The 26,168-nt window shown below is 51.4% G+C and carries 20 protein-coding genes; 4 read left to right on the forward strand and 16 right to left on the reverse strand.

All coding sequences use genetic code 11. The features are described 5' to 3' along the window. Window positions 1–3: 3 nt before the first annotated feature. The 5 genes from RID21_RS16680 to RID21_RS16700 all read right to left on the reverse strand — a co-directional run bounded on the left by RID21_RS16680 (window position 4) and on the right by RID21_RS16700 (window position 6,915). Window positions 4–1,113 (reverse strand): ABC transporter permease, encoded by a 1,110-nt coding sequence (locus tag RID21_RS16680; RefSeq protein WP_145041226.1) that lies wholly within the window; start codon window positions 1,111–1,113, stop codon window positions 4–6. Between the two features lie 65 nt (window positions 1,114–1,178). Beyond that, on the reverse strand, window positions 1,179–2,165 hold the full coding sequence (locus tag RID21_RS16685; RefSeq protein ID WP_350190743.1) for an ABC transporter permease: 987 nt from the start codon (window positions 2,163–2,165) through the stop codon (window positions 1,179–1,181). Window positions 2,166–2,276: 111 nt separating this feature from the next. Further along, entirely contained in the window at window positions 2,277–4,187 is a 1,911-nt protein-coding gene (locus RID21_RS16690; RefSeq protein WP_350190745.1) for a peptide-binding protein, read from the reverse strand. 246 nt (window positions 4,188–4,433) lie between these two features. Continuing rightward, window positions 4,434–4,844 (reverse strand): CAP domain-containing protein, encoded by a 411-nt coding sequence (locus RID21_RS16695; RefSeq protein ID WP_197997150.1) that lies wholly within the window; start codon window positions 4,842–4,844, stop codon window positions 4,434–4,436. 208 nt (window positions 4,845–5,052) lie between these two features. Continuing rightward, complete coding sequence (locus RID21_RS16700; RefSeq protein ID WP_350190747.1) at window positions 5,053–6,915, reverse strand: ABC transporter ATP-binding protein; 1,863 nt, start codon at window positions 6,913–6,915, stop codon at window positions 5,053–5,055. A 174-nt stretch (window positions 6,916–7,089) separates the two neighbouring features. Between RID21_RS16700 and RID21_RS16705 the strand changes: the two genes are divergently transcribed. Both RID21_RS16705 and RID21_RS16710 read left to right on the forward strand, forming a co-directional pair. Then, window positions 7,090–8,037: a glycosylase gene (locus RID21_RS16705; protein ID WP_350190749.1), complete on the forward strand. Its 948-nt coding sequence runs from the start codon at window positions 7,090–7,092 to the stop codon at window positions 8,035–8,037. Between the two features lie 16 nt (window positions 8,038–8,053). Further along, window positions 8,054–10,651 (forward strand): DNA internalization-related competence protein ComEC/Rec2, encoded by a 2,598-nt coding sequence (locus RID21_RS16710; protein WP_350190751.1) that lies wholly within the window; start codon window positions 8,054–8,056, stop codon window positions 10,649–10,651. A 16-nt stretch (window positions 10,652–10,667) separates the two neighbouring features. On the opposite strand, the gene RID21_RS16715 is transcribed toward RID21_RS16710, so the two are convergent. The 4 genes from RID21_RS16715 to RID21_RS16730 all read right to left on the reverse strand — a co-directional run bounded on the left by RID21_RS16715 (window position 10,668) and on the right by RID21_RS16730 (window position 15,280). Then, window positions 10,668–11,618: a tetratricopeptide repeat protein gene (locus RID21_RS16715; RefSeq protein ID WP_350190753.1), complete on the reverse strand. Its 951-nt coding sequence runs from the start codon at window positions 11,616–11,618 to the stop codon at window positions 10,668–10,670. A 112-nt stretch (window positions 11,619–11,730) separates the two neighbouring features. Continuing rightward, window positions 11,731–11,958, reverse strand: coding sequence for a winged helix-turn-helix domain-containing protein (locus RID21_RS16720; RefSeq protein ID WP_350190755.1), 228 nt, complete (start codon window positions 11,956–11,958; stop codon window positions 11,731–11,733). Between the two features lie 184 nt (window positions 11,959–12,142). After that, window positions 12,143–12,601 carry a hypothetical protein gene (locus RID21_RS16725; protein ID WP_350190757.1) on the reverse strand — a complete coding sequence of 153 codons (459 nt, stop codon included), beginning with the start codon at window positions 12,599–12,601 and terminating at the stop codon, window positions 12,143–12,145. 150 nt (window positions 12,602–12,751) lie between these two features. Next, a complete protein-coding gene (locus RID21_RS16730) occupies window positions 12,752–15,280 on the reverse strand; it encodes an excinuclease ABC subunit UvrA (RefSeq protein WP_350190759.1) in 2,529 nt (842 codons plus the stop codon). Window positions 15,281–15,420: 140 nt separating this feature from the next. On the opposite strand from RID21_RS16730, the gene RID21_RS16735 reads away from it, so the two are divergent. Beyond that, on the forward strand, window positions 15,421–16,047 hold the full coding sequence (locus RID21_RS16735) for a DOMON domain-containing protein (protein ID WP_350190761.1): 627 nt from the start codon (window positions 15,421–15,423) through the stop codon (window positions 16,045–16,047). Between the two features lie 68 nt (window positions 16,048–16,115). On the opposite strand, the gene RID21_RS16740 is transcribed toward RID21_RS16735, so the two are convergent. Then, the gene (locus RID21_RS16740; protein WP_350190763.1) at window positions 16,116–16,394 is read right to left on the reverse strand and encodes a hypothetical protein; all 279 of its coding nucleotides are present in this window, start codon (window positions 16,392–16,394) and stop codon (window positions 16,116–16,118) included. Between the two features lie 447 nt (window positions 16,395–16,841). Between RID21_RS16740 and leuB the strand changes: the two genes are divergently transcribed. Next, window positions 16,842–17,915 (forward strand): 3-isopropylmalate dehydrogenase, encoded by a 1,074-nt coding sequence (gene leuB / locus RID21_RS16745; protein WP_350190765.1) that lies wholly within the window; start codon window positions 16,842–16,844, stop codon window positions 17,913–17,915. Window positions 17,916–18,006: 91 nt separating this feature from the next. On the opposite strand, the gene RID21_RS16750 is transcribed toward leuB, so the two are convergent. Genes RID21_RS16750 through RID21_RS16775 form a run of 6 tightly spaced genes read right to left on the reverse strand, consistent with a single transcriptional unit; the run spans window position 18,007 to window position 26,166 of the window. After that, on the reverse strand, window positions 18,007–18,885 hold the full coding sequence (locus RID21_RS16750; protein ID WP_350190767.1) for a hydroxypyruvate isomerase family protein: 879 nt from the start codon (window positions 18,883–18,885) through the stop codon (window positions 18,007–18,009). A gap of 34 nt (window positions 18,886–18,919) precedes the next feature. Then, the gene (locus tag RID21_RS16755) at window positions 18,920–20,473 is read right to left on the reverse strand and encodes a hypothetical protein (protein ID WP_350190769.1); all 1,554 of its coding nucleotides are present in this window, start codon (window positions 20,471–20,473) and stop codon (window positions 18,920–18,922) included. Continuing rightward, entirely contained in the window at window positions 20,473–21,435 is a 963-nt protein-coding gene (locus tag RID21_RS16760) for an ABC transporter ATP-binding protein (protein WP_145439956.1), read from the reverse strand. Before RID21_RS16760 ends, RID21_RS16755 begins: the two co-directional genes overlap by 1 nt. After that, a complete protein-coding gene (locus RID21_RS16765) occupies window positions 21,425–23,314 on the reverse strand; it encodes a hypothetical protein (protein ID WP_350190771.1) in 1,890 nt (629 codons plus the stop codon). Before RID21_RS16765 ends, RID21_RS16760 begins: the two co-directional genes overlap by 11 nt. 12 nt (window positions 23,315–23,326) lie before the next feature. Continuing rightward, entirely contained in the window at window positions 23,327–25,222 is a 1,896-nt protein-coding gene (locus tag RID21_RS16770) for an ABC transporter permease (RefSeq protein WP_350190773.1), read from the reverse strand. Continuing rightward, the gene (locus RID21_RS16775) at window positions 25,219–26,166 is read right to left on the reverse strand and encodes an ABC transporter ATP-binding protein (protein WP_350190775.1); all 948 of its coding nucleotides are present in this window, start codon (window positions 26,164–26,166) and stop codon (window positions 25,219–25,221) included. Before RID21_RS16775 ends, RID21_RS16770 begins: the two co-directional genes overlap by 4 nt. Between the last annotated feature and the right edge of the window lie 2 nt (window positions 26,167–26,168).

A 26,168-nucleotide genomic window follows, 5' to 3' on the forward strand; every position in this document is an offset into this window, starting at 1 on the left:
CGTTCAGGCATCCCGCAGTCGGGGATCTGAAGCTTCCTGCAATCCTTCGCCGATCAGGTTATATGCCAGCACGGCCATAAAGATCGCCATCCCCGGGAAGAAGATTAACCACCACATCTGCAGGTTCTGCCGCCCCATATTCAGCAGTGTTCCCCAGCTGGGATTTGGGGGAGGTGCTCCGAAGCCCAGGAAGCTCAATCCGCTTTCAATCAAAATGGCGGCGGCAATTCCAAAGGTGATGGGAACCAGAACCGGTGCCAGCGAGTTGGGCAGAATGTAGCGAAAGATGATGCGAAACTGTCCAACCCCGGTGGTCTTCGCGGCCAGAACGAAATCGCTTTCTCGCAGCTTCATGAATTCAGCGCGTGCCAGACGGGCGATACCAGTCCAGCCGGTACAGCCAATAATGGCCATCATATGCCAGATAGTGGGCGCATCGATGATAGCAATGATCGCCAGAATCAGGATCAATGTCGGAATGCACATCACAACCTCGATGACCCGGCTGAGCACCATGTCGATGCCTTTTCCATAAAAACCAGCCAGTGCGCCGACAATGATTCCTATGACTCCCGCAATACCCATCGAGACGAACCCCACCGACAAAGCGATTGTGGTTCCGTGTACCATCTGCGCGAAGACATCCACACCCCGTTGGTCGGTACCAAACCAGTTACGCAAACTGGGTTTTCCGTTGTCCTGGGTTGGATTTCCCGGCATTCCCTTCCATTCGTCGTCATACACGCGGCGATAAGGATCCTGATAGACCAGTGGCCAGATCGCCCAGCTGTCAGGATCTTTCGCTTTCAGGTTTTCAGGGTAGCGGTTGCGAAAGCGGTCTTTGTAGAAGATCGGGTTTTCCCATTCGCGGCGGAAATAGCCCATCGCGGGAAAGTAAATGTGACCTTTGTATTTACAGATGATTGGTTTGGTCCCGGCAATCGCAGGCGCAAAGACAGCCACCATGCAGAGAAAGCCGATGTAGATCAGAGCGATCATCGCCATTTTGCGATGCTTGAAACGCTGCCAGGTCTCAGCCCAGAAACTGGGTGACTTTTTGACCTTCTTCGGTGCGGTGACATTATTCTGGTCAGTGTCAGATTTCTGTTGCATGATGAGTAATGACTTTAAGAGAAATCAGTTTCAGATATAAACCATGGTTGAGTACAGAAGCCGCATCAGTGATCAGAGATTTTGACCCGGGGGTCAGCCATCGCGTAGAAGATGTCGGCCATAAGTTGTCCTGCCAGAGTCAGGATCGAAAACATCAGTGTCAAACCCATGATTGTCGGGTAATCCCGTTCCAGAATGGATTCAAAATAAAGCTGTCCCATGCCGGGCCAGCTGAAGATCCGCTCGATAATTACTGAGCCTCCCAGCAGCGAGGGAAGTGTCAGTCCAATGAGAGTCACCAGCGGAATAAATGTATTACGGAAAGCATGTCTGACGAGAACATTCACGGGCCCCAGGCCCTTGGCTCGAGCCGTGCGGATGTAGTCCTGTCTCAGCACTTCGTGCATATTCGCCCGAATGAACCGGCTGTAATACGCCAGGCTACCATAGGTGTAGCAGATAATCGGCATGATGGCGTGCAGGAAGATATCCCAGACCTGCTGGATCGTCGACATCGAGCTGTAGTTATCGCTCTTCATGCCATACAGAGGCAGCCAGCCCAGTTTATTGGCCAGATAGATCTGCAGGAACAGAGCCGCTACGAAACTGGGGAACGAATACAGCATGTACAGAATCGTGCCGATGCTTCGTTCGTCAAGATAACCCTGACGCGCCGAGGAATACAGGCCCATCGGAATGGCCAGCAGATAGGTTAACAGCAGTGAACTTACCGAGAGAATCAGTGTCGGCCCGATCCGTTCGCTGATGAGACGGGTCACAGGCTGCTTGCGGGAAATGGAACGCCCCAGATCGAGACGGCAGACATTACTCACCCACAAGACATACGCCTGCGGCCAGGGCTTATCCAGCCCGTAGGCTTTTTCCATTCGCTCACGGTCTGCCTCACTCAATTCCTTGCCAGGGTCGATCATCGCCATGGCAGTTGAGAGCGGCGTTCCCGGCATGTTACGAATCAGACCGAAGATGATAAATGTAATCAGCGTGAGTGTGACTAACCCGATGAGGAGCCTTCGCACGAGGTAACTGAACATGCTATTGAATCAATCCATTATCAGAATCAACAAAAACAGTAGCATTCGTTCCGCCACAGGCTGAGTAGATCTTCAGCCCGTGATGAATCGAATCAGAGCAGCGTACGATGACTATTTCTCGACCGGTTTCCAGAGACTGCCGAAACCGGGACCGTACCCATAAGGACCACGGGGGCTGAAGACATAGCCTCTCAGGTCTTTATTGAAGCCGTAGAAGGAGTTGCGGTAGTAGAGCCAGGTGTAAGGCTGATCTTCGTAGAGAATCTTATGGATTTCTCCATAGATTTTTGCACGCTTGTCCTTATCAAATTCCCGACGCCCCTCTTCGAACAGTTTGTCGACTTTCGGATTAGAATACTGTCCGTAGTTACGGCCTTCTCCTGTTTTCCAGAGGTTCATGCCGGTATCAGGGTCGGTGCCGGTTCCCCAGCCGCCAAACATGGCCTGGAACTGATGTTTGCGGGCTTTATCCTGCATCACAGTGAATTCCGTCGCTTTGACCTCGCAGATAATCCCGATCTGGTCGAGGTTCTCCTTGAGGAGCGTACAGATGGAAAGTGACAGCGGTCGGTTGGCCGTCATAATACTGAAGCGGAACGGAATCGTTTTTCCGTCGAATTCTTTATCGCGGATTCCGTCGCCGTCATGGTCGATCCAGCCAGCTTCATCCAGTAATTGTTCTGCCTTCTTCAGGTCCTGGTGGAACGGTTTCGTCATCGGCTTGGGCGACATCCAGGCCGTTTCATGAAAAATACCGGTACAGGGCTGATAGAGTCCGTAGCAGAGTTCATCCAGCATTTCCTGATGATTGAACGCATAGGACATCGCGGTTCGGACTTTCTTATCTTGGAAGAACAGTGTTTCGCAGTTCCAGCCAAAATAGAAGTAGACCCATTCCAGTCCACTGGCTTTGGTGCAGACATCATAGAAATCTTTCCCATCCGTCTGGGTTTTCCAGAGTTCGGGATTCAGAGCCATTTCGTCGATTTCGCCATTCTTCAGAGCGAGCAGTGCCGTATTGGGGTCTTCAATAATTCGCAGGCGAACCCGTTCGAAGTAAGGCCGACTGCGAACCTGTTTGCCATCCTGCATGTACCAGCCTTCCCGGCGTTTGAGCAGGATCTCCTGGCCGCGAACCCGTTTTTCGTATTCGTAAGGACCGCCAGTGACCGGGCTGTTCTCGTATTTGACGTGGTATTCGCTGTCCTGCAGCGTGGGATCGCTATCCAGTTCTTTGGAATAGATATGTTTCGGAATAATCGGGAAGTTCAGATTCCAGACGTTGGTCGGCAGTGCTTCTTTGTGAAAGAAGACCAATGTCTGATCGTCGTAAGCTTCGATCCAGCGGATCTGGTCAGTCCCCGAACGAACGGCAGGCACCGGCACATCCGGATTCATGATTGTCTTGAAGGAAAAGACGATGTCGTGCGCGGTAATCGGTTCGCCGTCTGACCAGGTCAGGTCGTCCCGCATGACGACTTTGTCGTACTTTTTATCTTTACTGGTCTGCCAGGAGACGACAGTGTCAGCTACAGCAAAGGGGCGAAAGTTCCAGTCGAAACTAAACAGGCCAAACCCGGTTAAGGAGCCCACTTCGAATTCAACCGCAGAGCTGCCCATGATGGGGTTGGTGCTTTTCATGTCTGCGCCCACGTGGCGATTGATGGTCGCTCCCCAGTCAACCTGTTCGTCATTTTCGGGCAGGCGTCCCAGGGCCCTCAGAATCTTTTCATTGTTTTCCTGGGTGTCATTTTTCAGTTTCAGAGCTTCTTCTACTGAGACCAGAGGTTTTTCCTTACTCTGTCGCTCACGCATCAGCTCGAGACTGTCCAGCACCGGCTGATCTTCCCATTCTACTTTTTCATCCAGTTCCGCCAGTGACGGGGCATCGAATGGCTCGAGCAGAGGCTCTGATTTCACAGCTTCTTCTGGGGTTTCGGGAGCAGGTCCGGGGCAACCCGTCAGGAAGAAGCTGAGTAAAATAGTCAAAAGCAATCGATTCAGCGTGGATGAGTAGTACATGGATATTCCTTCAATTACTCCATTGGATCGTCGGGAAAATCTCGGGTGGATTCAATCGGGGTTCAGATCACTGCGAAACAGGTTCTGCGAGCTATTTGTAGTAGATTGTGGCAGACTCTGTCAAATAGAACAAGGCTGATTCTGGTTTTAAAGGCAAGTTGCGTTTAGACTTACCATCAACCAAAATCAGCCTGATTCAGTGAAAATTCAACTTGTCATCCCGGAAACGGGATCAGGGGGTGAATCCTATTTGAAAACTCCCACCCAGTAGTGTTGTCCATTGCGGATCATATATCCGAAACCCACCTGCGATCCGGTCAGCATGATCGAATGATGTGCAGGCGATGCAATCCAGCCATTGACGGCAGCTGCTGCTGAGGTCGGTCCCTGGAAGATGATTTCCGGCCAGGGAAGGTTGCTGTGCTGATAGTATCCGGTATCAGCCATCCAGGTGGCATGTTCCTGAGCTTGCAGGCACATTTTGGTATTCAGTGTCAGGGCAGGCATACCGTTACGGGCACGTTCCTGGTTGTGAAGTTCGAGCAGTCGCTGAATGGTAGGATGTTTGATCAACCAGTCATGCTCTCCCTCTTTCTTTTCTTTCTCCTCAGAAAAAGCCGGCTGAATCAACAGCAGGCACATTAGACTTGCAAACACGACTCTCCATAATGGTCTTATAGTCATAATCCCTTTTCCTAGTCCTTCCCTATAGGATGTTAAGATGTGGGGCCGGCGAAAACTTTGACGGTCCCGTAACCTGAAGGGCAAGGTTAGCAACGGTAAAACGACCGGTCTACTGTTCGGAAAGGGGAAAATTCAGAACTCGGATCATATTGAAGAATCCACATATCATTGAGCGTTGGCGCTACGAATTCTGCTTTTTTCTATGTTCAACTCGGAGCCGGATTTGCGCCAAGTCATCAGTAGGCACTGATTCGATGAGACGTTTTGTATAGTCCTGCTGCGGGGCCTGATAAATCAGTTCTGAGGGGCCCAGTTCGACGAGTTTTCCCTGATTCATCACTGCCATCATGTCTGACATGAATTTCACCACACTCAAATCGTGGCTGATAAAAATGTAAGTCAGGTGATGCTGTTCCTGTAGATCTTTGAGCAGATTCAGCACCTGCGCCTGCACGGAAACATCGAGAGCCGAAACAGATTCATCACAGATAATGAACTCTGGCTCGACCGCCAATGCCCGGGCAATCGAGATGCGCTGACGCTGACCGCCGGAGAATTCATGCGGATAGCGATCCAGATAATCAACCGTTAACCCGACCTCTTCCAGCAGTGCAGCAGCACGATCGCGCCGGTCCTGTTTGGAGCTTCCCAGATTGTGCGCGATCATCGATTCGGTAATGATCGTCGAGATCATCATGCGGGGGTTGAGTGAACTGTAGGGGTCCTGAAAAATGATCTGCACTTTACGTCGAAACGGTTTTCTGCCCGAACGACTCATGTGCGCCAGATCATTCCCCTCGAGCAGAATTTTCCCATGCGAAACAGGTGCCAGGCCGACAATGGCTTTGCCTGTTGTCGTTTTTCCACAACCGGACTCGCCTACCAGTCCCAGTGTCTGCCCACGATAGATATTCAATGAGATGCCATCGACGGCACGCACATGGTCGACTGTGCGACGCAGGACACCGCTTTTGATCGGGTAATGCACGTGCAAATCATCGAGACTTAAAATCGGTTTCTCGCCGTCCTGGACATATTCTGATTCGGGAAGATTCTGCACCGTGTCCCACTGGTAACCCATCGATTCCAGTTCGCTCCGCGGATGCAGCAGGCGGGGACGACCGTGAGTCGTCAACTCGAGAAAGCGGCTTTCATCGAACTTTTTTTCCTCAATCCGGTATTCGCCGGGTGAGGTTTCTTCGAAATCCATAAAGTCAGAAACGGTAGGCAACCGCTTAAAGGAAGTATCGAGTGCCGGACGACAGGCAAGCAACCCTTTGGTATAGGGATGCTCTGCATTTTCAAAGATCTCCATCACCGGTTTGTATTCCACCAGTTTCCCACGAAACATGACGGCCACATCGTCGGCGATTTCCGCGATCACTCCCAGATCGTGGGTGATGAACAGTACCGACATGCCCCGCTCATCCCGCAGTTTACGAATCAAATTCAGAATCTGTGCCTGAATCGTCACGTCGAGGGCGGTCGTGGGTTCGTCGGCAATCAACAGTTCCGGGTTACAACTCAAGGCCATCGCGATCATCACGCGTTGTTTCTGACCGCCTGACATTTCGTGTGGATAACTCGAAAAACGTCGCTCCGGTTCCAGGATTCCGACTTCGTGAAACAGTTCGATGGTCCGCTGTTTTGCCTCAGCCTGACTGACCTTCTGGTGCAACATGATGGCTTCCATCACCTGCTTGCCAACCCGGAAAACCGGATTCAAAGAAGTGCCCGGTTCCTGGAAAATCATGCTGATTTCACGGCCGCGAATCTTGCGCATCTCGGGATCGGGGAGCTTGACCAGATCTTTTCCCAGGAAGGAAATTGAACCGCCATCAATTTTCGCAGCGGTATCGGGGAGCAGTTTCATGATCGACAGCGAAGTCACCGACTTGCCGGACCCCGATTCTCCCACCAGCCCCAGTGTTTTCCCCTTTTCAATATGAATGGTCAGATCTTCGACAGCTTTGACTACGCCACGATTGGTGTGAAAGTAGGTCTTAAGCCCCTGGATATCGAGCAAAGCGGTTGACTCTGTCATGGGATTTCCTCTTGAAATCTATGGCATCATATGGGGAATCATCTGGCGGATCCGATTTCCGCAACCACGCTTTTGTAATTTCAAAAGCGATCTGCGTATAATAGCGAAACTCCGAGGAGTTGGCAGTGGAAACACAAGAAACCTGACGATTGTAGGAAAATGAATCGAATCACAATGAAACGCACTCTGACTGTAATCTTTTCTGTCCTGTTCTTTCAAGCCCTGATCGTTTCTCTGCGGGTGCAGACACTCAGTGCAGAAGAGATCACATTTCCCGATGAACTCACAAAATTCGTCCCTTATCAGCACAATCCAATCTTCGAGGCCCAGGGGCCGGGACACTGGGATGTCAAAATTCGTGAACGTGGGTGGATCATGCCGGAGGGGGATCTGTATCACCTCTGGTTTACGGGTTATGACGGCAGCCGCGAGGGGCTGAAAAAGCTGGGCTATGCCTGGTCCTATGATGGAATCCACTGGACCCGCTCCCCCTGTAATCCGCTTTACGAGAAACATTGGGTTGAAGATATGATGGTCCTCAAATATGACGGGACCTATCACATGTTCGCGGAAGGCAAGAACGACATTGCCCAGCACCTGGTATCTACTGACGCTGTGAACTGGAAGCGGGTCGGCGCTCTGGACGTTCGACTGAGTAACGGAAAACCGATTCCGGAGGGGCCCTATGGAACCCCTGTTGTCTGGCATGAAAACGCTCAATGGTACCTGTTTTATGAGCGACGGGACGCCGGCATCTGGCTGGCGATTTCTCCCGACATGAAAGTCTGGACCAATGTGAACAACGATCAGCCGGTGATGGTGCCTGGCCCGGCCAAATACGATCAGAAAATGATCGCCATGAATCAGTTGATTAAGCATCGTGGCACCTATTACATGGTGTTCCACGGGACAGCGGCGGCCAGAAAACCCTCTCTCTGGACGACAAATCTGGCGGCTTCCAAAGATCTGCTACACTGGGTCAAATATCCGGGGAATCCCCTCACTAAGCCGGAAGCGAATCAGTCCAGTGGACTCTTAATTCCGGACGGAGAGCGTTTTCGCTTCTACACGATGCATGGTCAGGTTGATCTGCACCTGCCCGAAAATTCAAAATCGGACTGAGTCAGGAAAACAGCACATGAGCAATACTTCTCTGGAAAGACCGCCGGTCACTGCAGAGAAGGATCGTGAAGTGAGCCGCTTTCCCCGTTCGCCTGCTCTGACAGTACTACTGGTGTTTGCAGCTGGGATTATAACGGATGCCTTTTACCCGCTCCCGCTGGGCGACTGGATCTGGTTCAGTGGACTGGCGGCACTGTTCTGGTGTGTGGCCTGTTACCAGCGGCGATTTGCCATTTCGGGGTGTCTGTTACTCATCATGCTTTTATGTATGGGAGGACTGCGGCATCATGTTTTCTGGTACAGTCATGCACCGGATCACATCAGCCGGATATTTGATGACGGACTGACCGCAGACGAAACAAGCAAGCTGGTACGTGTGACAGGCATTGTCAGTACCATGCCCCAAACAGCAATCGCTGATGCGGATGAGCAGTATAATCCTGACGCCCCTCAGCAAAGGACAATGCTGGTACTCGCGTGCCGGGAGATTGACACAGGGCAAAATCAGTTTCCGGTCTCTGGGAAAATACAGGTCTCTATCTATGAACCTGCCACGCCAGGAAGATCTGTTCCCTTTTCACTGGGCGATACTGTTACCGTCTGTGGGAAATTAACCCCTATCAGTGGTAAACTGAATCCACTGGATTTTGACTTCAGCCAATATTACCGCAAACGGCAGATCGAAGCCCGTTTGTCGGTTAAATTTTCAGATGCGGTGAGCGTCATCTCTCCCAGTGCTCGCTGGTCATGGAGTTCTTTTCGTCAAACACTGCGCCAAAAAGTCAGAGACAATATCATCCAGCAGACGTCAGGCGAGACACAAGGGATCGCCCTAGCATTGCTGCTGGGAGACCGATCGGAATTGCGTCCCGAAACCCAGCAGAAGTTCAGTCGATCCGGGTTGGTGCATTTCCTCGCGATCTCTGGGCTCCATATTGGTTTTTTCAGCCTGTTTGTCTGGAGCTTCTGCCATGTGTTAAATCTGCCTCGCAAGGTGGCCTTTGGGCTTCTGGTGCTGGCGATTGGCTTTTATCTTTCCATTATTGAAATCCGACCTCCGGTTTTGCGTGCGGCTTTCTTTTGCATCCTGGCCGTCCTGGGACTGATTAACTGGCGCACGATTACGACAGGGAATCTGGTCTGTATTACTGCATTGGTGATTCTCATCATCAATCCCACAGATCTGTTTGACCCGGGTACGCAATTGTCTTTCCTCGCCGTTGCCGCCATTCTGTGGACCGTACAACAGGACTTCTACAGCAAGCCATTCGCACAATCCTGGATTCCGTTACGCTGGCGTATTCTGGCAGAGGACCCGGTCCTGCAGACCCCGTTGCACAAGGTCCTGATCCGACTGTTCCGCATGTTTTACAGCGTTTTTCTGGTTACGTTGATGATCTGGCTGCTGACGGCTCCGCTGGTCATGTATTATTTCAACCTGCTGGCTCCGGTCGGATTGTTGATCAACACCCTGGTATTTCCATTCCTGTTTCTGGTCTTACTGTTGGGATACCTGCTGATTTTCGCGGGACCGATTCTGCCCTGGGGAACGAACCTGTTCGGTTACTGCTTTAACAGCAGCTTGCAACTGTTATTGTCGCTGGTTGATTTCGCATCACAGATTCCCGGCGGCCATTACGAGTTACCGTCTCCCCCAGCCTGGTGGCTGATCTGTTATTATTCGTTAATTCTCCTGGCTGTTCTTCCGGTAAGAGTGACAACTGATCTATTTTCGCCCGCGTGGTTACGAAAAATCCGACTGTCACTCGTCCCCTGCTGGATACTGGGGGGGCTGATTATCCCCACTGTCAACCACGCTGAACCTGCATTAAAATGTACGATCATCGCCGTTCATCACGGTGCGGCAATCCTGATTGAATCCCCGGCTGGCCCGACCGTACTCTACGATGCCGGTTCGCTGGCGCCGGTCGACGGAACCAGTGAGATTATCCGCAAAACGCTGCTGGCGCACGGCATCCGTCGAGTAGACCTGCTCTTGCTCTCGCATGCAGACAAGGATCATTACAACGCGGCATCCCGTCTACTTGAGCGGGGATATGTCAGGGAACTGGCCTTCCCGAAGTCATTTCTGGACCACCGTCAAGCTGGTACGATTGAATTAAGCGAACTGGCAGAGGACGAAGGCTTACCGATGACGCTGGTCAGCAGGGGCGATCAGCTGGATCTTGGAGCAGGCGCTACAATCCAGTTTCTGCATCCAGGCAACGCGCAGACGTTCGCAGAAGATAATGCCGCCAGCCTGACGGTGCTGGTATCCTATCAAGGCAGAAGGATTTTGTTGACTGGTGATCTGGAAGGAGATGGATTACAGGCACTGCTTGCGCAGGAGTCACCCGGGACAATTGAAGTACTCCTCTCGCCGCATCACGGCAGCCTGACAGCGAACACACGGGAATTGGCAGAATGGGCCCATCCGGACTATGTGATTGTAAGTGGGGGCAAACCACAGACGATTGGCCAGCTACAGCAGGTCTATGCACCACAAACCAGAGTTTATACCACTGCATCCGACGGTGCCCTGACCTGCACCATCAGCCAGGACGAGAAAGTGACAGTCACTCCCTATCGAACGTATCGTCGCTTGTTGCGGTAAAGCCGGGATCAGGAGTTTACTGCATGTCGATCGTATTCATCAGCTCTTCATGAGCACGGATTTCCAGCATGCGATGTTTGAGCAGTTTTCGCATATCGTTCATCGTTTTGAGTTTTCTCTGGAAGTCCTCATTCACCTGGGCCAGTTCAGAGTAATGTTTTGCTCCCTGTGAGATACAGCGGTTGAGGTTCAGAATCGAAGGAGTGACCCCCGTTTTCAAATCGCGGATAATACTCTCCGCCACAACCTGCACTTCTTCACAGAGTTTGTGCAGTTCCCTGCGATCGACTGCGCGTTCTTCTTCAGTGATGGCTCGCGTTGCGATCGAAACGTTCTTTTTTCGTAGCGTTGATTCATCGACGAGTCTACCGAAGGGATTAAAACCGGCTTTCTCTTTGGTTGATTCAGCATCGAGAAGCTTGAGTGCATTGACTGCTTTTTTGAAAGAAGGCGTGATTTCCAGGGCGCGGCTGAAACTCATATGCGCCTGGGTAAGGTTTTTCATTTCGAGATAAACATTACCCAGGTTAAAGTGCGCATCGACCATATCCGGGTCGAAAGTAATCGCCTGCTTATAAGCAGTCACCGCCATGCTGAACTGATTCAGGCCTTTGTGAGCGATGCCCATATTGTAAAACGCGTCTGCCGATTTCTTATCTTTCTGCACCGCTTTGCGGAGCACATCCAGGGCCTGCCGATATTCTCCCATGCGATTATAGATGGCTCCCATATTAATGTAGGGAGAGGCATCAGCGGGGGAAAGCCTGGAGAGTGTTTTGAAGTGCTCGATTGCTTCCGGGTATCTTTTGAGCTGAAAGAAAACCGTAGCCAGTCCGGTATGGGCTTTCTTTTCCGTCGGTTTAGTGCCAATGATCCGCTGGTAGATCTCAACAGCCTCATTGACCTTGCGTTCTTTCAGTAACTGACGAGCCTGCTGGTAGAGTTCTGTCAGATTTGAGCCTTTCATCAGTAAAGATTCTCCCACAGGGCAATACCGAAACGACTCTGATTCCAGTCTGTCCGCAGTGATGTGCCCAGATCGCTGCGGGCAGTCAGAAATCAATCTGCAGAACTGTCTGCTATTCTTCCTTCAGAGAAATGAGTTTGCTGCGAGAGCCTTTGTGAAAGCAAATTTTTCCTTCACGGCCCAACCAGCCTACGGCCTGCATTACCAGATCGCGGGGAGCATCTATTTCACGAGACAGTTTGCTTAATGTAACCGGCTCATTCTCGCTCAAATATTGCCAGACGAGGCCGGCAACGATTCCGATGCTCTCGACCTGATGCGACTCAATTTCCACTGACATCAGCCTGCTCCTGAACTGTAAACGTGTCGATTACGGTTATAGAACGTCAGTCACATTATCCAGATTCGGAGTTCGATCTACAATACCTCATCAGAAAAAACGTAAATTCGACGGGGATTCCACCGGGATTCGTGAATAATTCTGATAATATCGCACGGAGAGTCGGAGCGGATTTCGGTGATCCCTAGACGATGTCCAGATAGCCCTCATAGCCGCTGTCAAACACATCCAGGCTGGCTGAAATTGCTTCCAGATCTTTCCGCGTATTGGCGAGTTCCTGATCGGTCCCCTGGTAGAGTACGAATGCCGTAAACAGATCCGTCTCGAATACGCGGAGAAAGGCGCTGTTTATCAGTTCAGAACAGACAAATTCCAGATCGCGTGCCAGGCAGGTTTTCCCTGCCAGCTTGACGTCGGTTTTATAGACATCGACTTCTTCGTATTCTTCCCGAAAGACTTCCAGTGAACGGTTGAGTAATTCCTCAGGGGGGATATCGACCATGTAGAGTGAGATCAACCAGAAGGATGATTCCTCACTACTGACACTGATCTGGATTTCTCCGTGTTCTTCATCGACCTGTTTGGTGAGTTCCCAGTCATCGGGATATTCAAAGGAGATACCGTATTCGTTAAATAATTTCATGACGTTTCTGTAACTGTGCTTAAGAGCCGGGAATTTCGTTCTTACAGCGCGATCTGTCTGTACGGTACGCTGCGGGAGAGGATTATAGTTTCCTGCCGCGATGATTTCAGGACTGTACTACCAACTTTTTCCAAAACAGACCGAACCCGTTTATCGCAACAGAAGCTCAGACAGCATTTCACCGGTCGCCCCTGCTTTGCGCCGGGTCACATCCCGGGGAGTGCCGGCATCGAGCAGGTAACCACCGGCTTCGCCTCCCGTCGGTCCCAGTTCAATCATCCAGTCAGACTGGATGATTGCCTGTGCCTGATGTTCGATAAACAGGACCGAATGACCTGTTCCAACCAGTCGTCGTAATACGTGCATTAATTGGTCAATGTCATGCACGTGCAGCCCGCGTGTCGGTTCATCGAGTACAAACAACGTTTGTCCCGGCGTGCGGGTGATGAGTTCTTTCGCCAGTTTCAATCGCTGAGCTTCACCGCCAGAAAGCATGTTGGCCGGCTGCCCCAGTGCCAGATAACCCAGTCCCAGTTCAACCAGAACTTTAAGCACATCACTGACCTTGGGGATCGCCTCCAGAAACTGTGCCGCCTCTACAATGGACATGTCCAGCAGATCGCTCACACTTTTATCACGATACTTGACGGCCAGTGTCTGTCGGTTAAAACGCCGTGTGTCACACAACTCACAGGGCAGATACAGGGAAGGCAGGAACTGCAGATCAATACGCCGGTACCCTTGTCCCTGACAGGCAGTACAGCGTCCCTGTTTCGAATTGAAACTGAAACGGCTCGCCGTGTATCCCCGCAATCGCGCTGTCTTTGTACGCGCGTATAATTTGCGAACTTCATCCCAGATTCCACAGAACGTCGCCGGATTAGAGCGGCCGCTGCGACCAATGGGAGTCTGATCAATGGTCTTCACCTGTTGCAGGTGTGAGACTCCTTCCAGGGACTCGTATTCTTTGTTCTGTACCTGCTGCTTTCGTAATTCCGCTTTCAGAGCCGGCACCAGCGTTTCCATGATCAACGAGCTTTTGCCGCATCCACTGACACCGGCGACACAGACGAGTTGTCCGAGTGGAAGTTCGAGTGTCACGTTTTTAAGATTATGCAGTCGTGCCCCGGTAAGGCTGATTTTCGCGTCTAACGGGGGACTTGTCTGCGAATCTGGAAAGTGAGCTGCGTGGCGGAGTGCCCGGGCGGTAAACGATTCTTCGTTCCGGACCACCTCCTCGTAGGTGCCCGCGGCGACGACTTCGCCTCCCGCCTCCCCTGCACCCGGCCCCAGGTCGAGAATCAGATCACCGGCTTTGATCAGGTCCAGATCGTGTTCCACCACAATCACGGTATTACCATTCTGCTTGAGGCGATTTAGAATGGTCAGCAGTTTTTCCGTCTCTTTTGCATGCAAACCGGCGGTCGGCTCGTCGAGAATATAACAGGCACCGGTTGTCTCACTCCCCAGGCAGGCCGCCAGTCTTGCTCGTTGCAACTCTCCCCCCGAAAGCGTTCGAACAGGTCGGGCCATCTGCAGATAGCCCAGGCCGATTTCCTCCAGATACTGCAAACGACTCCGGATCGGCGGCACCAACTGGCTGGCAATTTCCCGATTTCGGGCGCCGGAGTGTTCGAGCTCCTGAGACTCCCACTCATTCAGCCGGGCGGTGATGCCTGAGGGTGTCATTCGCATCAACTGGTCAATGGAGGTCTGGTGTAGAAAAATGGAGCGGGGATAGATATTCAGTCGCCCCCCCTGACAGTCAGGGCATACGGAGACCGTTTCCTCATCATCGTCCGCTTCAATCACCCCCAGTCCATCACAGACGGGGCAGGCTCCATAGGGGCTGTTAAAGCTGAAGGTGCGGGGTTCGGGATCCGGGAAACTCAAATTACAGGCCCCACAGGCCAGACGGGTGCTCAGATAACGGTCCGACCAGCCCTCCGGTGTCTGATGGGTTACATAACAGGCACCATTGCCATGCTTGAGAGCCAGGTCGACCGATTCCTTAAGACGGGCTTCAATCCCCTCTTTGACGATAATCCGATCAATCACAATTTCAATATCGTGGTCCATCTGCTCGTTGAGATCGGAAGCCTGTGTCACATCCAGAATCTCGCCATCAATGCGCGCTCGCACAAACCCCTCTTTGACAATCTTCTCCAGGAGTGCAGTGTGCTGTCCCTTCTTACCGCTGATCACCGGCGCCAGAATCATGACCTTCTGCCGATCTTCCAGTGCCAGAATCAGATCGACGATCTGTTCGGCTGATTGCTGGTGCAAGGGTTGCCCGCAACGCGTGCAATGCACGATTCCCACTTGGGCATACAGGATGCGAAAGAAATCGTAGACCTCGGTCAGCGTCGCCAGTGTGCTGCGTTTCGACTGGGTACGCGGGGTCTGTTCAATACTGATTGTGGGAGGCAGTCCTGTGATCTGGTCCACATCCGGAGGCGTCATCTGGCTGAGTAATTGACGGGTGGCCGGCGAGAGGTTTTCCAGGAAGCGTCGCTGGCCTTCGCTGTGCACAGTGTCAAACACCAGGCTGCTTTTGCCACTACCACTGACTCCGGTCACCACCGTCAGTTGCTGATGTGGAAAAGAGACGTCGATATTTTTCAGATTATGGCAGCGAGCCCCATAAATCTGAATGGCTTGTATCGACTGGCTGGGCATAGACGACTTTCTGAATCCCGGTTGGTTTTCAATAAAAAAACAGCTGGGAAAGAACGGGAACAACGCTGGATGGTGTGACAGGCAACTGATATGATTTTAATCGCTGTTGAGAATATTAAAAGTTCAGGACCTGAAAGCTTATGTCGATCATCCCACATTCGTTTTACTTTCGCCACGCGATCACGCTGCAGGAAGTAAAAAAGATTCCCCATCAGAAGGGGCGGCTGCTCAAGCTGCCCGCTGCCTGTACCCTGCCCGATCTGACGTTTCAGCAGGATGCCTCAAAATGGGGAACGGTCAAGCTGGCCTGGAATAACGAGGGACTGGGAATCAGTCTGAAAGTGGATGCGAAACAGCATCCCACGACGCCTGCAGAGACCTTTCAGGTCTGGATTGATACACGCGATACCAAAAACATTCATCGGGCCAACCGGTACTGTCACCTGTTTCAGTTCCAGGCCTGTGGAAATACCCGGAAACAGCCGCTCTGCACGCAGATGACAATCAATCGCGCCCAGTCAGACTCTCCACAGTCGGACCTCTCTCAGATCAAACTCTGGTCGGAGCTCAAAAACAACGGCTACGAACTGGAAGCCTGGCTACCTGCAGAAACGCTCAACGGCTACGATCCTGCCGCTTATCCACAGCTCGGTTTTTACTATAAGATCTTTGATTCGGAACTGGGTGAGCAATTCATGACGATCAACCAGGAATTCCCCTTTGGCCAGGACCCTAGTCTGTGGTCGACCATGCGACTGGAATCCTGAAACGAAAACAGCGATGAACCAGGTACGTTCATCGCTGTTGATCTGATATCTCTGGGATCAGTCGGAGATTATTTGTTTTTTTTGGGCAATGCAACTGCGTAAAGCATGGTGACTGCACCGATCGACATCAGGCTGAAGGCAGCCCAGTCGGGGGGATTCAGTTCTTCCTGCTGATCCTCATTCAGTGAGGTCATTCCCAGAAATCCACGGAACTCAGGTTCGCGAACGGGCTCTGGTTCTTCTTCCACCGTCACTTGGTGTGAGAGGACCATCTTGTCCACAAACAGAAATGACGTACCCGTCAGCAATACAAACAAGCCGGCAGCAAAAAATGATGAGCGAAACATGCGATGTCCCTGTCCTGTAGCATACATCGATTACTATTTCGCTAGCTCCTCCTGAGCGTAAGCCCCTTTCCAAAAAACCTTCCTGACCAGTCTTGGGGGCTGTGAATGCGAATCGACGAAGTAAATCAAATAACGACCCACTCTGCAAAAACAGCGGGTTCTTATCTTTCTCTATCGGTAACTTGCTCTTTTCACTTGATTTTCTATGGGAATTCAACTGTTTCGGATAATAACAGCTGTCCGGTTATGACAGTCATACTGGTCACCAACAAGGTGTACATTCGGTTTTAGACCCCTTCAATCCTTGAAACTGCATCGTGACCGGGATCCATGAAAAATCGCCTGAGCCCCGACTGGAGTTTTCACTGTTCAGTCGCTAAATTGACTCTTCCGTAAGATTTATCAAATGTTTGCTGACAAATTTTCAGATCAAGTGAGGAAAGAACCGTGGAAGCTCGGATTACCCTATTACCCGGCGATGGTATCGGGCCGGAAATTGTTGCACAGGCCAAGCGAGTAATTGATACGGTTGCCGATAAATATGGCCACCAGTTCGAAACTCCTTCCTGCCCCATGGGAGGCAATGCCATCGATGATTTCGGCGATCCGCTGCCTCCACAAACTCTGGAGACCTGCCAGGCATCGCAGGCGATTCTCCTGGGAGCCGTCGGAGGTCCTAAATGGGACGATCCGACCGCTAAAACACGTCCCGAAGCCGGTTTGCTGAAAATCCGGAAGGAACTGGGACTGTTCGCAAATCTGCGTCCGATTAAGCCCTACAATGAGTTGCTCGACGCTTCACCGCTCAAACGGGAAATCATCGAAGGCACCGATATTCTCTTTTTCCGTGAGCTGACCGGCGGGATTTACTTTGGTGAGTCTGGCCGCATGGAATCTCCCGATGGCGAAAAAGCTTACAGTATGATGACGTACACAACGTCGGAAATCGCCCGTATCGTCCGCCTGGCTGCAGAATCGGCCCGGAACCGGCGGGGCAAGCTGACCTCCGTCGACAAAGCAAACGTGCTGGAAGTCTCTCGTCTCTGGCGTCAGGTTGCCGCGGATGTGATCAAGAACGAGTTTCCGGATATCGAATACGAAGTAGTTCTCGTCGATGCAATGGCCATGCACCTGATCTCGCGACCTTCTGATTTTGATGTCGTCGTCACTGGAAACATGTTTGGCGACATCCTTACTGACGAAGGATCGATGCTGCCCGGTTCCCTGGGACTGCTCCCCTCTGCATCACTGGGCTCCGATGGCCCCGGCTTGTATGAGCCGATTCACGGTTCCGCACCGGATATCGCCGGCAAAGGGATTGCGAACCCGTTGGCAACGATTCTGGCCACCGCCATGCTGCTGCGACATTCGCTCAGCCTGGAAACGGAAGCGGCTGCCGTCGAAGAGGCTGTCGCCCGGGTTGTGGCTGCAGGACATCGCACAGCTGATATTGCCGCCGGTGGTAAGAGCATTTCGACCAGTGAGATGGGCGACCTGGTTATTCAGGAACTGACTGCCTGAGAACGGTATTCACCGTAATTCAAAGCAAAACGGCTGGGAAGAAAAATGATTTTCTTCCCAGCTGTTTTTCTGTTTTCTGCAGCTGAATTGCTTAGACGTCACACAGAATGACGGCTTCTTTCAGGCCCTCGTAGGGATCGCGCGTTGGAATAAATTCCTGTCCGACAAATCCCTGATAATCAATGTCGAGCAGCGCCTGCATGATTGGTGGATAATTGATTTCCTGTTTCATATCCAGTTCGCCACGCCCCGGATTCCCGGCTGTGTGCACGTGACCGATGTAGTCCTTATGTTCGTGCAGGCGACGGATCACGTCCCCGTCCATGATCTGGACATGGTAGATATCAAACAGCAGCTTCATTCGGTCCGAACCGACCTGTTTGATGATGTCGATGCAGTAATCCGTATGATCTCCCTGATAACCGGGATGCCCTTTCATGGGATGGCTGCTGTCCCGTGAATTCAACATCTCCAGGCAGAGATTCACATTATTCTTCTCGGCGTAACCAATGATCTTTTTCAAGCCGGCAACGCAGTTCTTCGCTCCTTCATCATCACTGATACCGTCCCGCATGCCGGTGAAAGTGATCACATTTTTGACGCCGCCCGCGGCACATTCATCGATTCGCTTACGCAGAATTTCAATACATTGATCCCAGTTATCCGGGTTGTTGAATCCGACTTTGAATCCATGGCTGGATGCGATCGCACAGGTTAAACCATGTTTCTGAAGTGTTTTCCAGTTCTCGGCCGGCGTCAGTTCTACACTTTTGATTCCCAGCTGACTGGCGACCTGGGCCGTTTTGTCGATGTCCCAGTACTTCTTGAAGCACCAGTGAACGACTGACTGATTGATATTTCCCTTAATTGTTTTGGAAGAAGAAGCATGGGCCGCCGAAAGCCCGAGCGCCGTTGCTGCCAGCGCGCCTGATGTCTGCAGCATGTTTCGACGACTGATGGGTGAGTGCATAAGAACCTCTGTTTCAGCAGGTAAAAGGAACAGTTTATTGTGAAGCCAGATGGACCAAACGTTCTTTGATCAGAAAATGAAAAGCAATAATGCCAATCATCATCATAAACGTTACCGCGACGGAAAGTCCATCCATATCAGGCGCCCCTGTTCCCAGGGAAAGTAAACTGACTGAAATGAAGAAAAAGGTGTTACCCATCCACATGATGAAGAACGAAAGGGGCAATGCCCCCCATTTAATATAGGTGGACAGAAAAGCCGTCAGATGCCAGAAAAACAGGATCTCGGTACACATCATCCAGAACCCGGGTTCGGCAAAGACCAGACCGGAATCGTAACGCATTTCTCTGAGGCTGAATAACACACCCAATGACAGATAGAAGAAGGCTGGCAGGATACTCAGTAACGATCCCAGTACTTTTGAATAAGCAATCTTCGCCATCGACTCGGGGAGCATCGCCGTGGAGACCAGCGTTTTCCACTGGATTTCCACATGAAAGATCCGCGCTGAGATCAGGCTGATTTCAATCAGAATGACAATCAACATGGTCCAGAACATCGTCATTCCGATTTCCTGGATGGAATAGCTACGCGTGGTATAACCAAAAAAAGTACAGAGAGAGAACAAAGCCATTCCGTAGGCAACAAATTTGATCAGGCTCATACCATAGCCGCCGTGGACAAAAAAGAAGTCTTTCCACATCAGTGCCTGAGACCAGGCGCGCCCCGGGGAAAACAGACTGCGTTTCTTTTTCGCGACGAGTCTGCGTTCAGGAGTAGAAGACTGTTCGAGCAACGCAAAGCGGGTGAACAGCCAGTTCGCTACGCCAAACAGGAACAGTCCAAACAACAGATTACTCCAGAACTGGTATCCCCAGGCCGTCTCGTTGAAGCCAGTCGACAGGATGGTCGTAACCTGTTTAATCACGGATGAATCGTAGATCCATTCGAGCATTATCCCCGCGACTTTCACAGGGAAGAAATTTCCTGAGATCCAGTCCTCTTTGATGGACGCGGTCAGTAACAGTTCAAACAGAGGGACACCCAGAAAGTACGTAACCAGGCCGATAAAGACCAGGGTGGAAGCCGTCCGCGAACGTGCGCTGATCACAGAGCACAGCAGGCCCAGATTGGCAACCAGAAACAGGAAGGCTGCCAGCGCGATATAGGCGGCCAGAACCTGCGAGAACATAACGCCGCCGAGCGTGATTGCCAATAGCGTAAACGGGAACTGAATCGAGAGCAGTAACAGGGCGGCAATCAGGCGGGGCAGCATTTTCCCCAGCAGAAGAGAGACCGGGTTGACTCCCGCCATCAATAACAGTCCGATGGTCTCTTCTTCCTTTTCTTCGGTGATCGCTGTTGCGAAGAAGCTGATGCCTGCAATCAGGATAAACACAAAATTCAGATAGACGATCTGGCCGAACAAAGCCAGACCAGCCGCCCCCATCATGGAACTGCTCATCTGGGCGGAGAAGAGGCAGAACAGAATCAGGATCGCAAACAGGAAGCGAAACAGGTGTGTGCGCATCAGACGAAAGTCGACTGCCAATGCACGGTGAAACAGCGCAAAGGTTCCCTGAAACATCAGCGTACCCCCTGCTCTGTGAGATCCAGGAACGCCTGGTTCAAGTGCTTCTTGTCGCGCTGGAAGGAATCTATGACTCCATTGAGTGCGATGATTTTAGAAAGCAGCGCACTGGAATTGAGGATCGTCATATCAAATGTCACCCGCATTTCCCGTGGTTTGGGTGTCTTTTCGACATTGACGATACCGGGTTCATTCGCCAGAGCTGCGATAATCGCATCCGGTTCCGACTCAAGGGTGATCTTATAGACGGGATGTTCCTGTTCATAATTCAACAGGCCATCCATGGATCCGCTGTATTTGATCAAGCCCCGGTCGATAATGGTTACACTGTCACACAACTCAGCGAGTTCGCTGAGGATATGTGAACTGATGAAAATCGTTTTGCCCATTCGCTTCAGTTCCTGGAGAATTTCCATTAACTCAATCCGGGCACGGGGATCCAGACCGGATGCCGGTTCGTCTAGCAATAGCAGGTCGGGATCATTCACCAGCACCCGTGCCAGACTGACCCGCTGCTGCATGCCTCGTGACAGTCCGCTGATCAGCGAATCTCGGCGGCCATCCATGTCCGTTAATGTCAGCACATCATTGATGACCTGATCGCGCTGTTCCTGCTTTAAGCCATAAGCAGCCCCAAAGAAGTCCAGATATTCGAAGACCGTCATCTGTCGGTAAGTACTGAAATGATCGGGCATGAAACCGATTCGCCGTCGAATCTCTTTGACGGCGGTACGCACGTCATGCCCAAAAACAGCAACTTTGCCTGCCTGTGGTTGCAGGAGCGTACAGATGATTTTGAGCGTCGTCGTCTTGCCGGCACCATTTGGTCCTACGAACCCATGCAGGGATTGTGGGTGAACCTGGAAACTGATTCCCTGAAGTGCACGATGCCCTTTGAAGGAATGCGAGACATTCTCAATATTGATGACAGGCGGATGATTCTGTTGGTCATTTATCATTGGTCAGATTCTTTTTCTCGGGTAAGGCGAGATTACAGGCGAAGAGAATACGTCCCTGCTGGGTTCCCTGCACGTTGGTTTTTACTTTTAGTGTTTCCGGAATCTCGCCATACAGGAAGAGTTGCAGGCGAGATGAGTTACCCTGGTACTGTTGCAGCTTTTCGGAGCTGAGCAGACCGAGATCTTTTAATATCAAGTGCGTACGCAAGCTGTCATAGACTTGCTCAATATCTTCATCCGAATTTGCGGTCCTGAGCCGTGAAGAATACAGCAGATCCGAATCGAGGTGTCTGTTCCAGGCTGAAAGCAGTTCTCGGCTTTTGCCTAACGATAATTCGCTCGGATTTTCACCGGAAGAGGGAATCAGATCGTAAACGTATTTTCCGAGGATGAGTTGCTGGCGATTCAGGCCGGGGGGAAGTGGCGTTTCTGACTTGAGGGTCAGCTGTTTGAGAATCACGTTCCCGTTTTCCATGTCGATTTCATAATCCTGCACAGAAAACCGGGGGGACGTATAGGGGGCTTTGATCCGGTATATCATCCGGCGGCTCGAAAAGGGAGGAATGTCGGATACGAACCTGCCGTCGTTGCCATTGAAAATCCCGCCACGAACCCGTTCGATCACTTGCGCTGTTGAAAAAATGGCACCTTCACCGTCTTCCGAAAACTGGTAATCGTCCCCCTCAGTGACGAAACAGTTCATCCAGCAGGTCAGGTCTAGATGATTGTCGGGGAGTGGTTTCGCAAGCAGCACGCTGTTGATAGTCGTTTTCTCTCCGTAACCGCGTTTCCCGATGGTCCAGAAGATAATGCTGAATACGCTAACGGTACAGAGTAGAAACAGGAGGGAATTGCGATACCGCATCATATTTTTTCGATGCTGAAACAGATAACAGCCGGGAAAGATCAGAAATATATAGAATAACGTCATAATATAAATTACCGCCCAGTTATGAGTGGGGCGTGTCAGTTCGGATAACTGGTAAAGAAATCCAGAGTTGATGTCCCCATACTGGTAAGGATCATAGTTCTCTCCGCTGGACTGGGATTCATTCGCCAGGGGAGCAGCAGTATAAATGCCTAACGACTTTGCCTCGCTGTCGCGGACGGCCTGAATTCGTTCATCAAGAGTCGTCGCTTTCAGTTGATTCAACTTGGTAGCGTGGCGAATCACCAGTCCCGCACCGACGCGAAAATGATCGAAGGGGGCATTCAGGGGGGCTAAGTTCGATGTAAATTTCAAACTCTCGCCACTGGGGTCGGGAAGCAGATGCAGAATGCCCCCCTGCTCCAGCCATTCCATGAACGAGTCTCGACGGGCCACATCCCAGCGTGGCACATGACCCAGAATGACTTCATCCAATGAATCCGTCGCGGTCACAAACGGAGGAAACAGGTCTTCCGGATATTTCTTAAAGCTGGCTCCCCCCTGAAGTAGACCATCGCTCCCGGCGATGATAATCCGAAGAGGCCCGGTTGTGGTGACGGTACCTCCGGTTCGTTTGACGCTGCGATATTGTACAAAACCGGGGCCCCAGTTCAGACTCCAGTCTTCATCCTGACCATCGACGATATAAGGATAGAACTGGACCCACTGGGAGCTGTAAGGCGGCAGATAGACTTTTTTATACAGTGGCGCGCCGACTTTTGTTCCATTAAATTGCTGACGATTCAACTGGACTGCTTCGTCGAAGACCTCAGGAGTATTATTGCTTAAACGCAGAGAGAGCGGGACAAATTTTCCCCGAACCGGTTGGTTATTGAATCCCCAGATGGTCTCCTCGACATCAATCGCATAGACAGCGGGAGGCAACATCAACAACATGAAGATCAGCAGCAGCTGGTTAATGATTTTGTAGTTTAGATACGTTCGAAACATCCTCGTCACATTCTATCCTTCCAGGGGAGAACTCAATACTGGTTTCGAATTACTCGGTGGTGCGGGAGGAACATAATCCTGTTCAGGCGTGTCCCCCAACCGCCCCAGTCTCTCATCAATGTGCCCGAGACACAAGTGGCGAAACCAGAAACATAGGCAGCCATAGATCAGGGAATTAAGGATGAGAGGAATCCAGATCGATCCGAAATCATGAAATTCAGCAATTTCATTCACCACGATAAAAGAAGCAGGTCCCAGTAGAACGCCGTAGATCACTGAATCTTCATTCATTGAGGGATTTAATACAAAAAGGGGAAACGCCAGGATGAACGGGGACAGGCACCAGAGAATGACGCCCCCCAGAGCCGTCAGGATGGCTTTCGTCTGGGATTTGATTTTCATCCCGATCCAGCAGAACAGATAAATCAACATCGGCAGGTAGATCGAAATCGTCAGCATCGAACCTGTAAAATAGGCGAACCAGCTTGTTGAGTAACTGGAGCGGCGGTAAGACGAATAAGAATAGCCGGCCAGGTGGTACTCCATTTTCCACCAGGTTTCAAACAACACGATGGTCAACAGGGGAATCAACAGCACCAGGCAGAGTCGTCTGACGCCGGCAATCTTCTGTCTGAGAATTTCTCTCCCTGAGAGAGGCGCCGTGAGCAGGACATCGAGTGTTTCGTGAGAACGCTCCCCTGCAATCAGACTGGTCGCTGAAACCGCGAGCAGCAGCGTTGTCAGGATCCAGACACCCCATAGCAACATGACCGCCCCGGGAACTACCGGTTCCGGACTACCGGTGGCAATCAAGATACACAAAAACAGAATGGGGACTTCCAGCGCGACCAGGATGCGAAACAGATAACGAAACGTGCCCAGTGATTTCTTGGATGTTTCCCGCCAGGCGATGGGATCATTCTCGGGCAGCTTCACATCATCCTGGACCAGTACGATACCCCGTGTCACGCGATTATCATTAATTTTACTGAACTGCGAGTCCAGTTTTTTGAACATATTTAACAGTAGATTTCGCGGCGTCAGGAAGGCTCGACGCACGAGAAAATAATGGGCCATAATCAGAAACATCAGGGTGACAGTCAGCATGGGAATACTCAAAATGAGTGGTCCCAGGATTGCGGAGATACCGGTCGTACGGGAGCACAGATCAAAGAGGTAGGGGCCGAACAGGAACAGGTTCAATTCAGACGATCGCCCCCAATTCCCCAGCAGATTACTCAAAGCCGGTATATTTTGCAGCACCTGTGAAAAAACGTGAAACAGTTCCCGGTAATAAAACAGATTCAGTTCGTAGACGATGATCGGCCCAAACAGCATGAAAAAACCAAACACATAGGTCGCAATAAAGGCACCAACCGTACTGCGAAAGAAACTGGAGCAGAGAACGCCTAAAGCGGCGACCTGCAGCATCGTCATGAGCAGAAACCAGATCCCGCTGATAAACATCGCCGGTGAAACCCCACCCAGGGCATAGGCGAAAGCCAGAATTGGAAGCCCCAGTGTCAGGAATGTGAGCATCGTAATTAAACGCCCCAGGTATTTTTCGAGAATGATGGTCCCGGGACTCAGTCGAGTAATCAGTAACAGCCCCAGACTGTTGCGCTCTTTTTCGTGGGTGATCACGCTACAGGAAATCGCGGGCAGGAAGAGATAAATGGCGATAAACTGCAGATAGATCATCGCCTCGAAGATATCGCGGCCCCGCCCCAGAATGGCCATCGGGTTATTTTGCAGTCCCGACATCAGATCAATGTAAATAAAACCGACAAATCCGAGGAACAGCAGCGCATAAATGGTGCGGATGATGTAAGTTCTACGGCGGTTGGCCAGTTCTGTCAGCTCTTTGGAGAGCAGCGGAAGCCCGAGTTGGATTCCTTTGAATTTCATGCCGTCTTGCCTTCCGTCAACTTCATGAATACCGTTTCCATATCCATGGCTTCCGCCTGGAACATGCGGATCCGGGCCCCCGTCGCTGCCAGTCTGGCGTGCAGTTCATCGACGGCCATCTGGTCTTCCTGCAGTTGAATTGCCAGGCGATCCGCCTGCACGGAAACGGACTTGACCCCTTCGAATTGTTCGATCTGTTGACAGATCCCGTTCATCTCACCGACAATCTGCACGTGAATGACTCGGCTGAGCTCAAGCCGTTTATAAATCTGATCCAGTGATCCCTGGGTGACAAACTGACCTGCCTCAATAATGCCGATACTGGTACAAAGCTGCGATAGTTCGTGCAGAATATGGCTGGAAATGATGATCGTCTTTCCCATCTCTTTGAGGGCCACCAGAAGTTCACGGACCTCAATTCGCGCCCGCGGATCCAGGCCGCTGGCTGGTTCATCCAGCAGCAGCAGATCCGGATCGTGCAGCAGGACGCGTGCCAGGGCCAGTCGCTGTTTCATTCCGCGCGACAGTGAGTCAACAGGAGAGTCAATCTTTTCTGTCAGATCGGTCAATTCCAGCACGTCGTCAACAATTGCTTTGCGTCGACTGCGATTAATGCGATAGGCGGCGGCGAAAAAGTGCAGATACTCGCGGGCGGTCAGGTCTTCATACACGCCGAAGAAATCGGGCATGTAGCCGATCATCTCGCGGATCAGATGCGGTGCTTTATGCACAGAAACTCCGTTGATTTTGACTGCGTCGCATTCATACTCCCGTTGCAGCGTCGCCAGAACTTTGATCGTGGATGACTTCCCGGCACCGTTGGGGCCGATGAAACCGAAGACTTCGCCTTTGGGAATCGTAAACGAAATCCCTTTGACAGCTTCATATTTACCGTAGCGGACCCACAGATTTTTCACTTCCACCATTGGAGGTTGTATGCTCATAG

The organism is Gimesia sp. (genome assembly GCF_040219335.1).
GTDB lineage: Bacteria > Planctomycetota > Planctomycetia > Planctomycetales > Planctomycetaceae > Gimesia.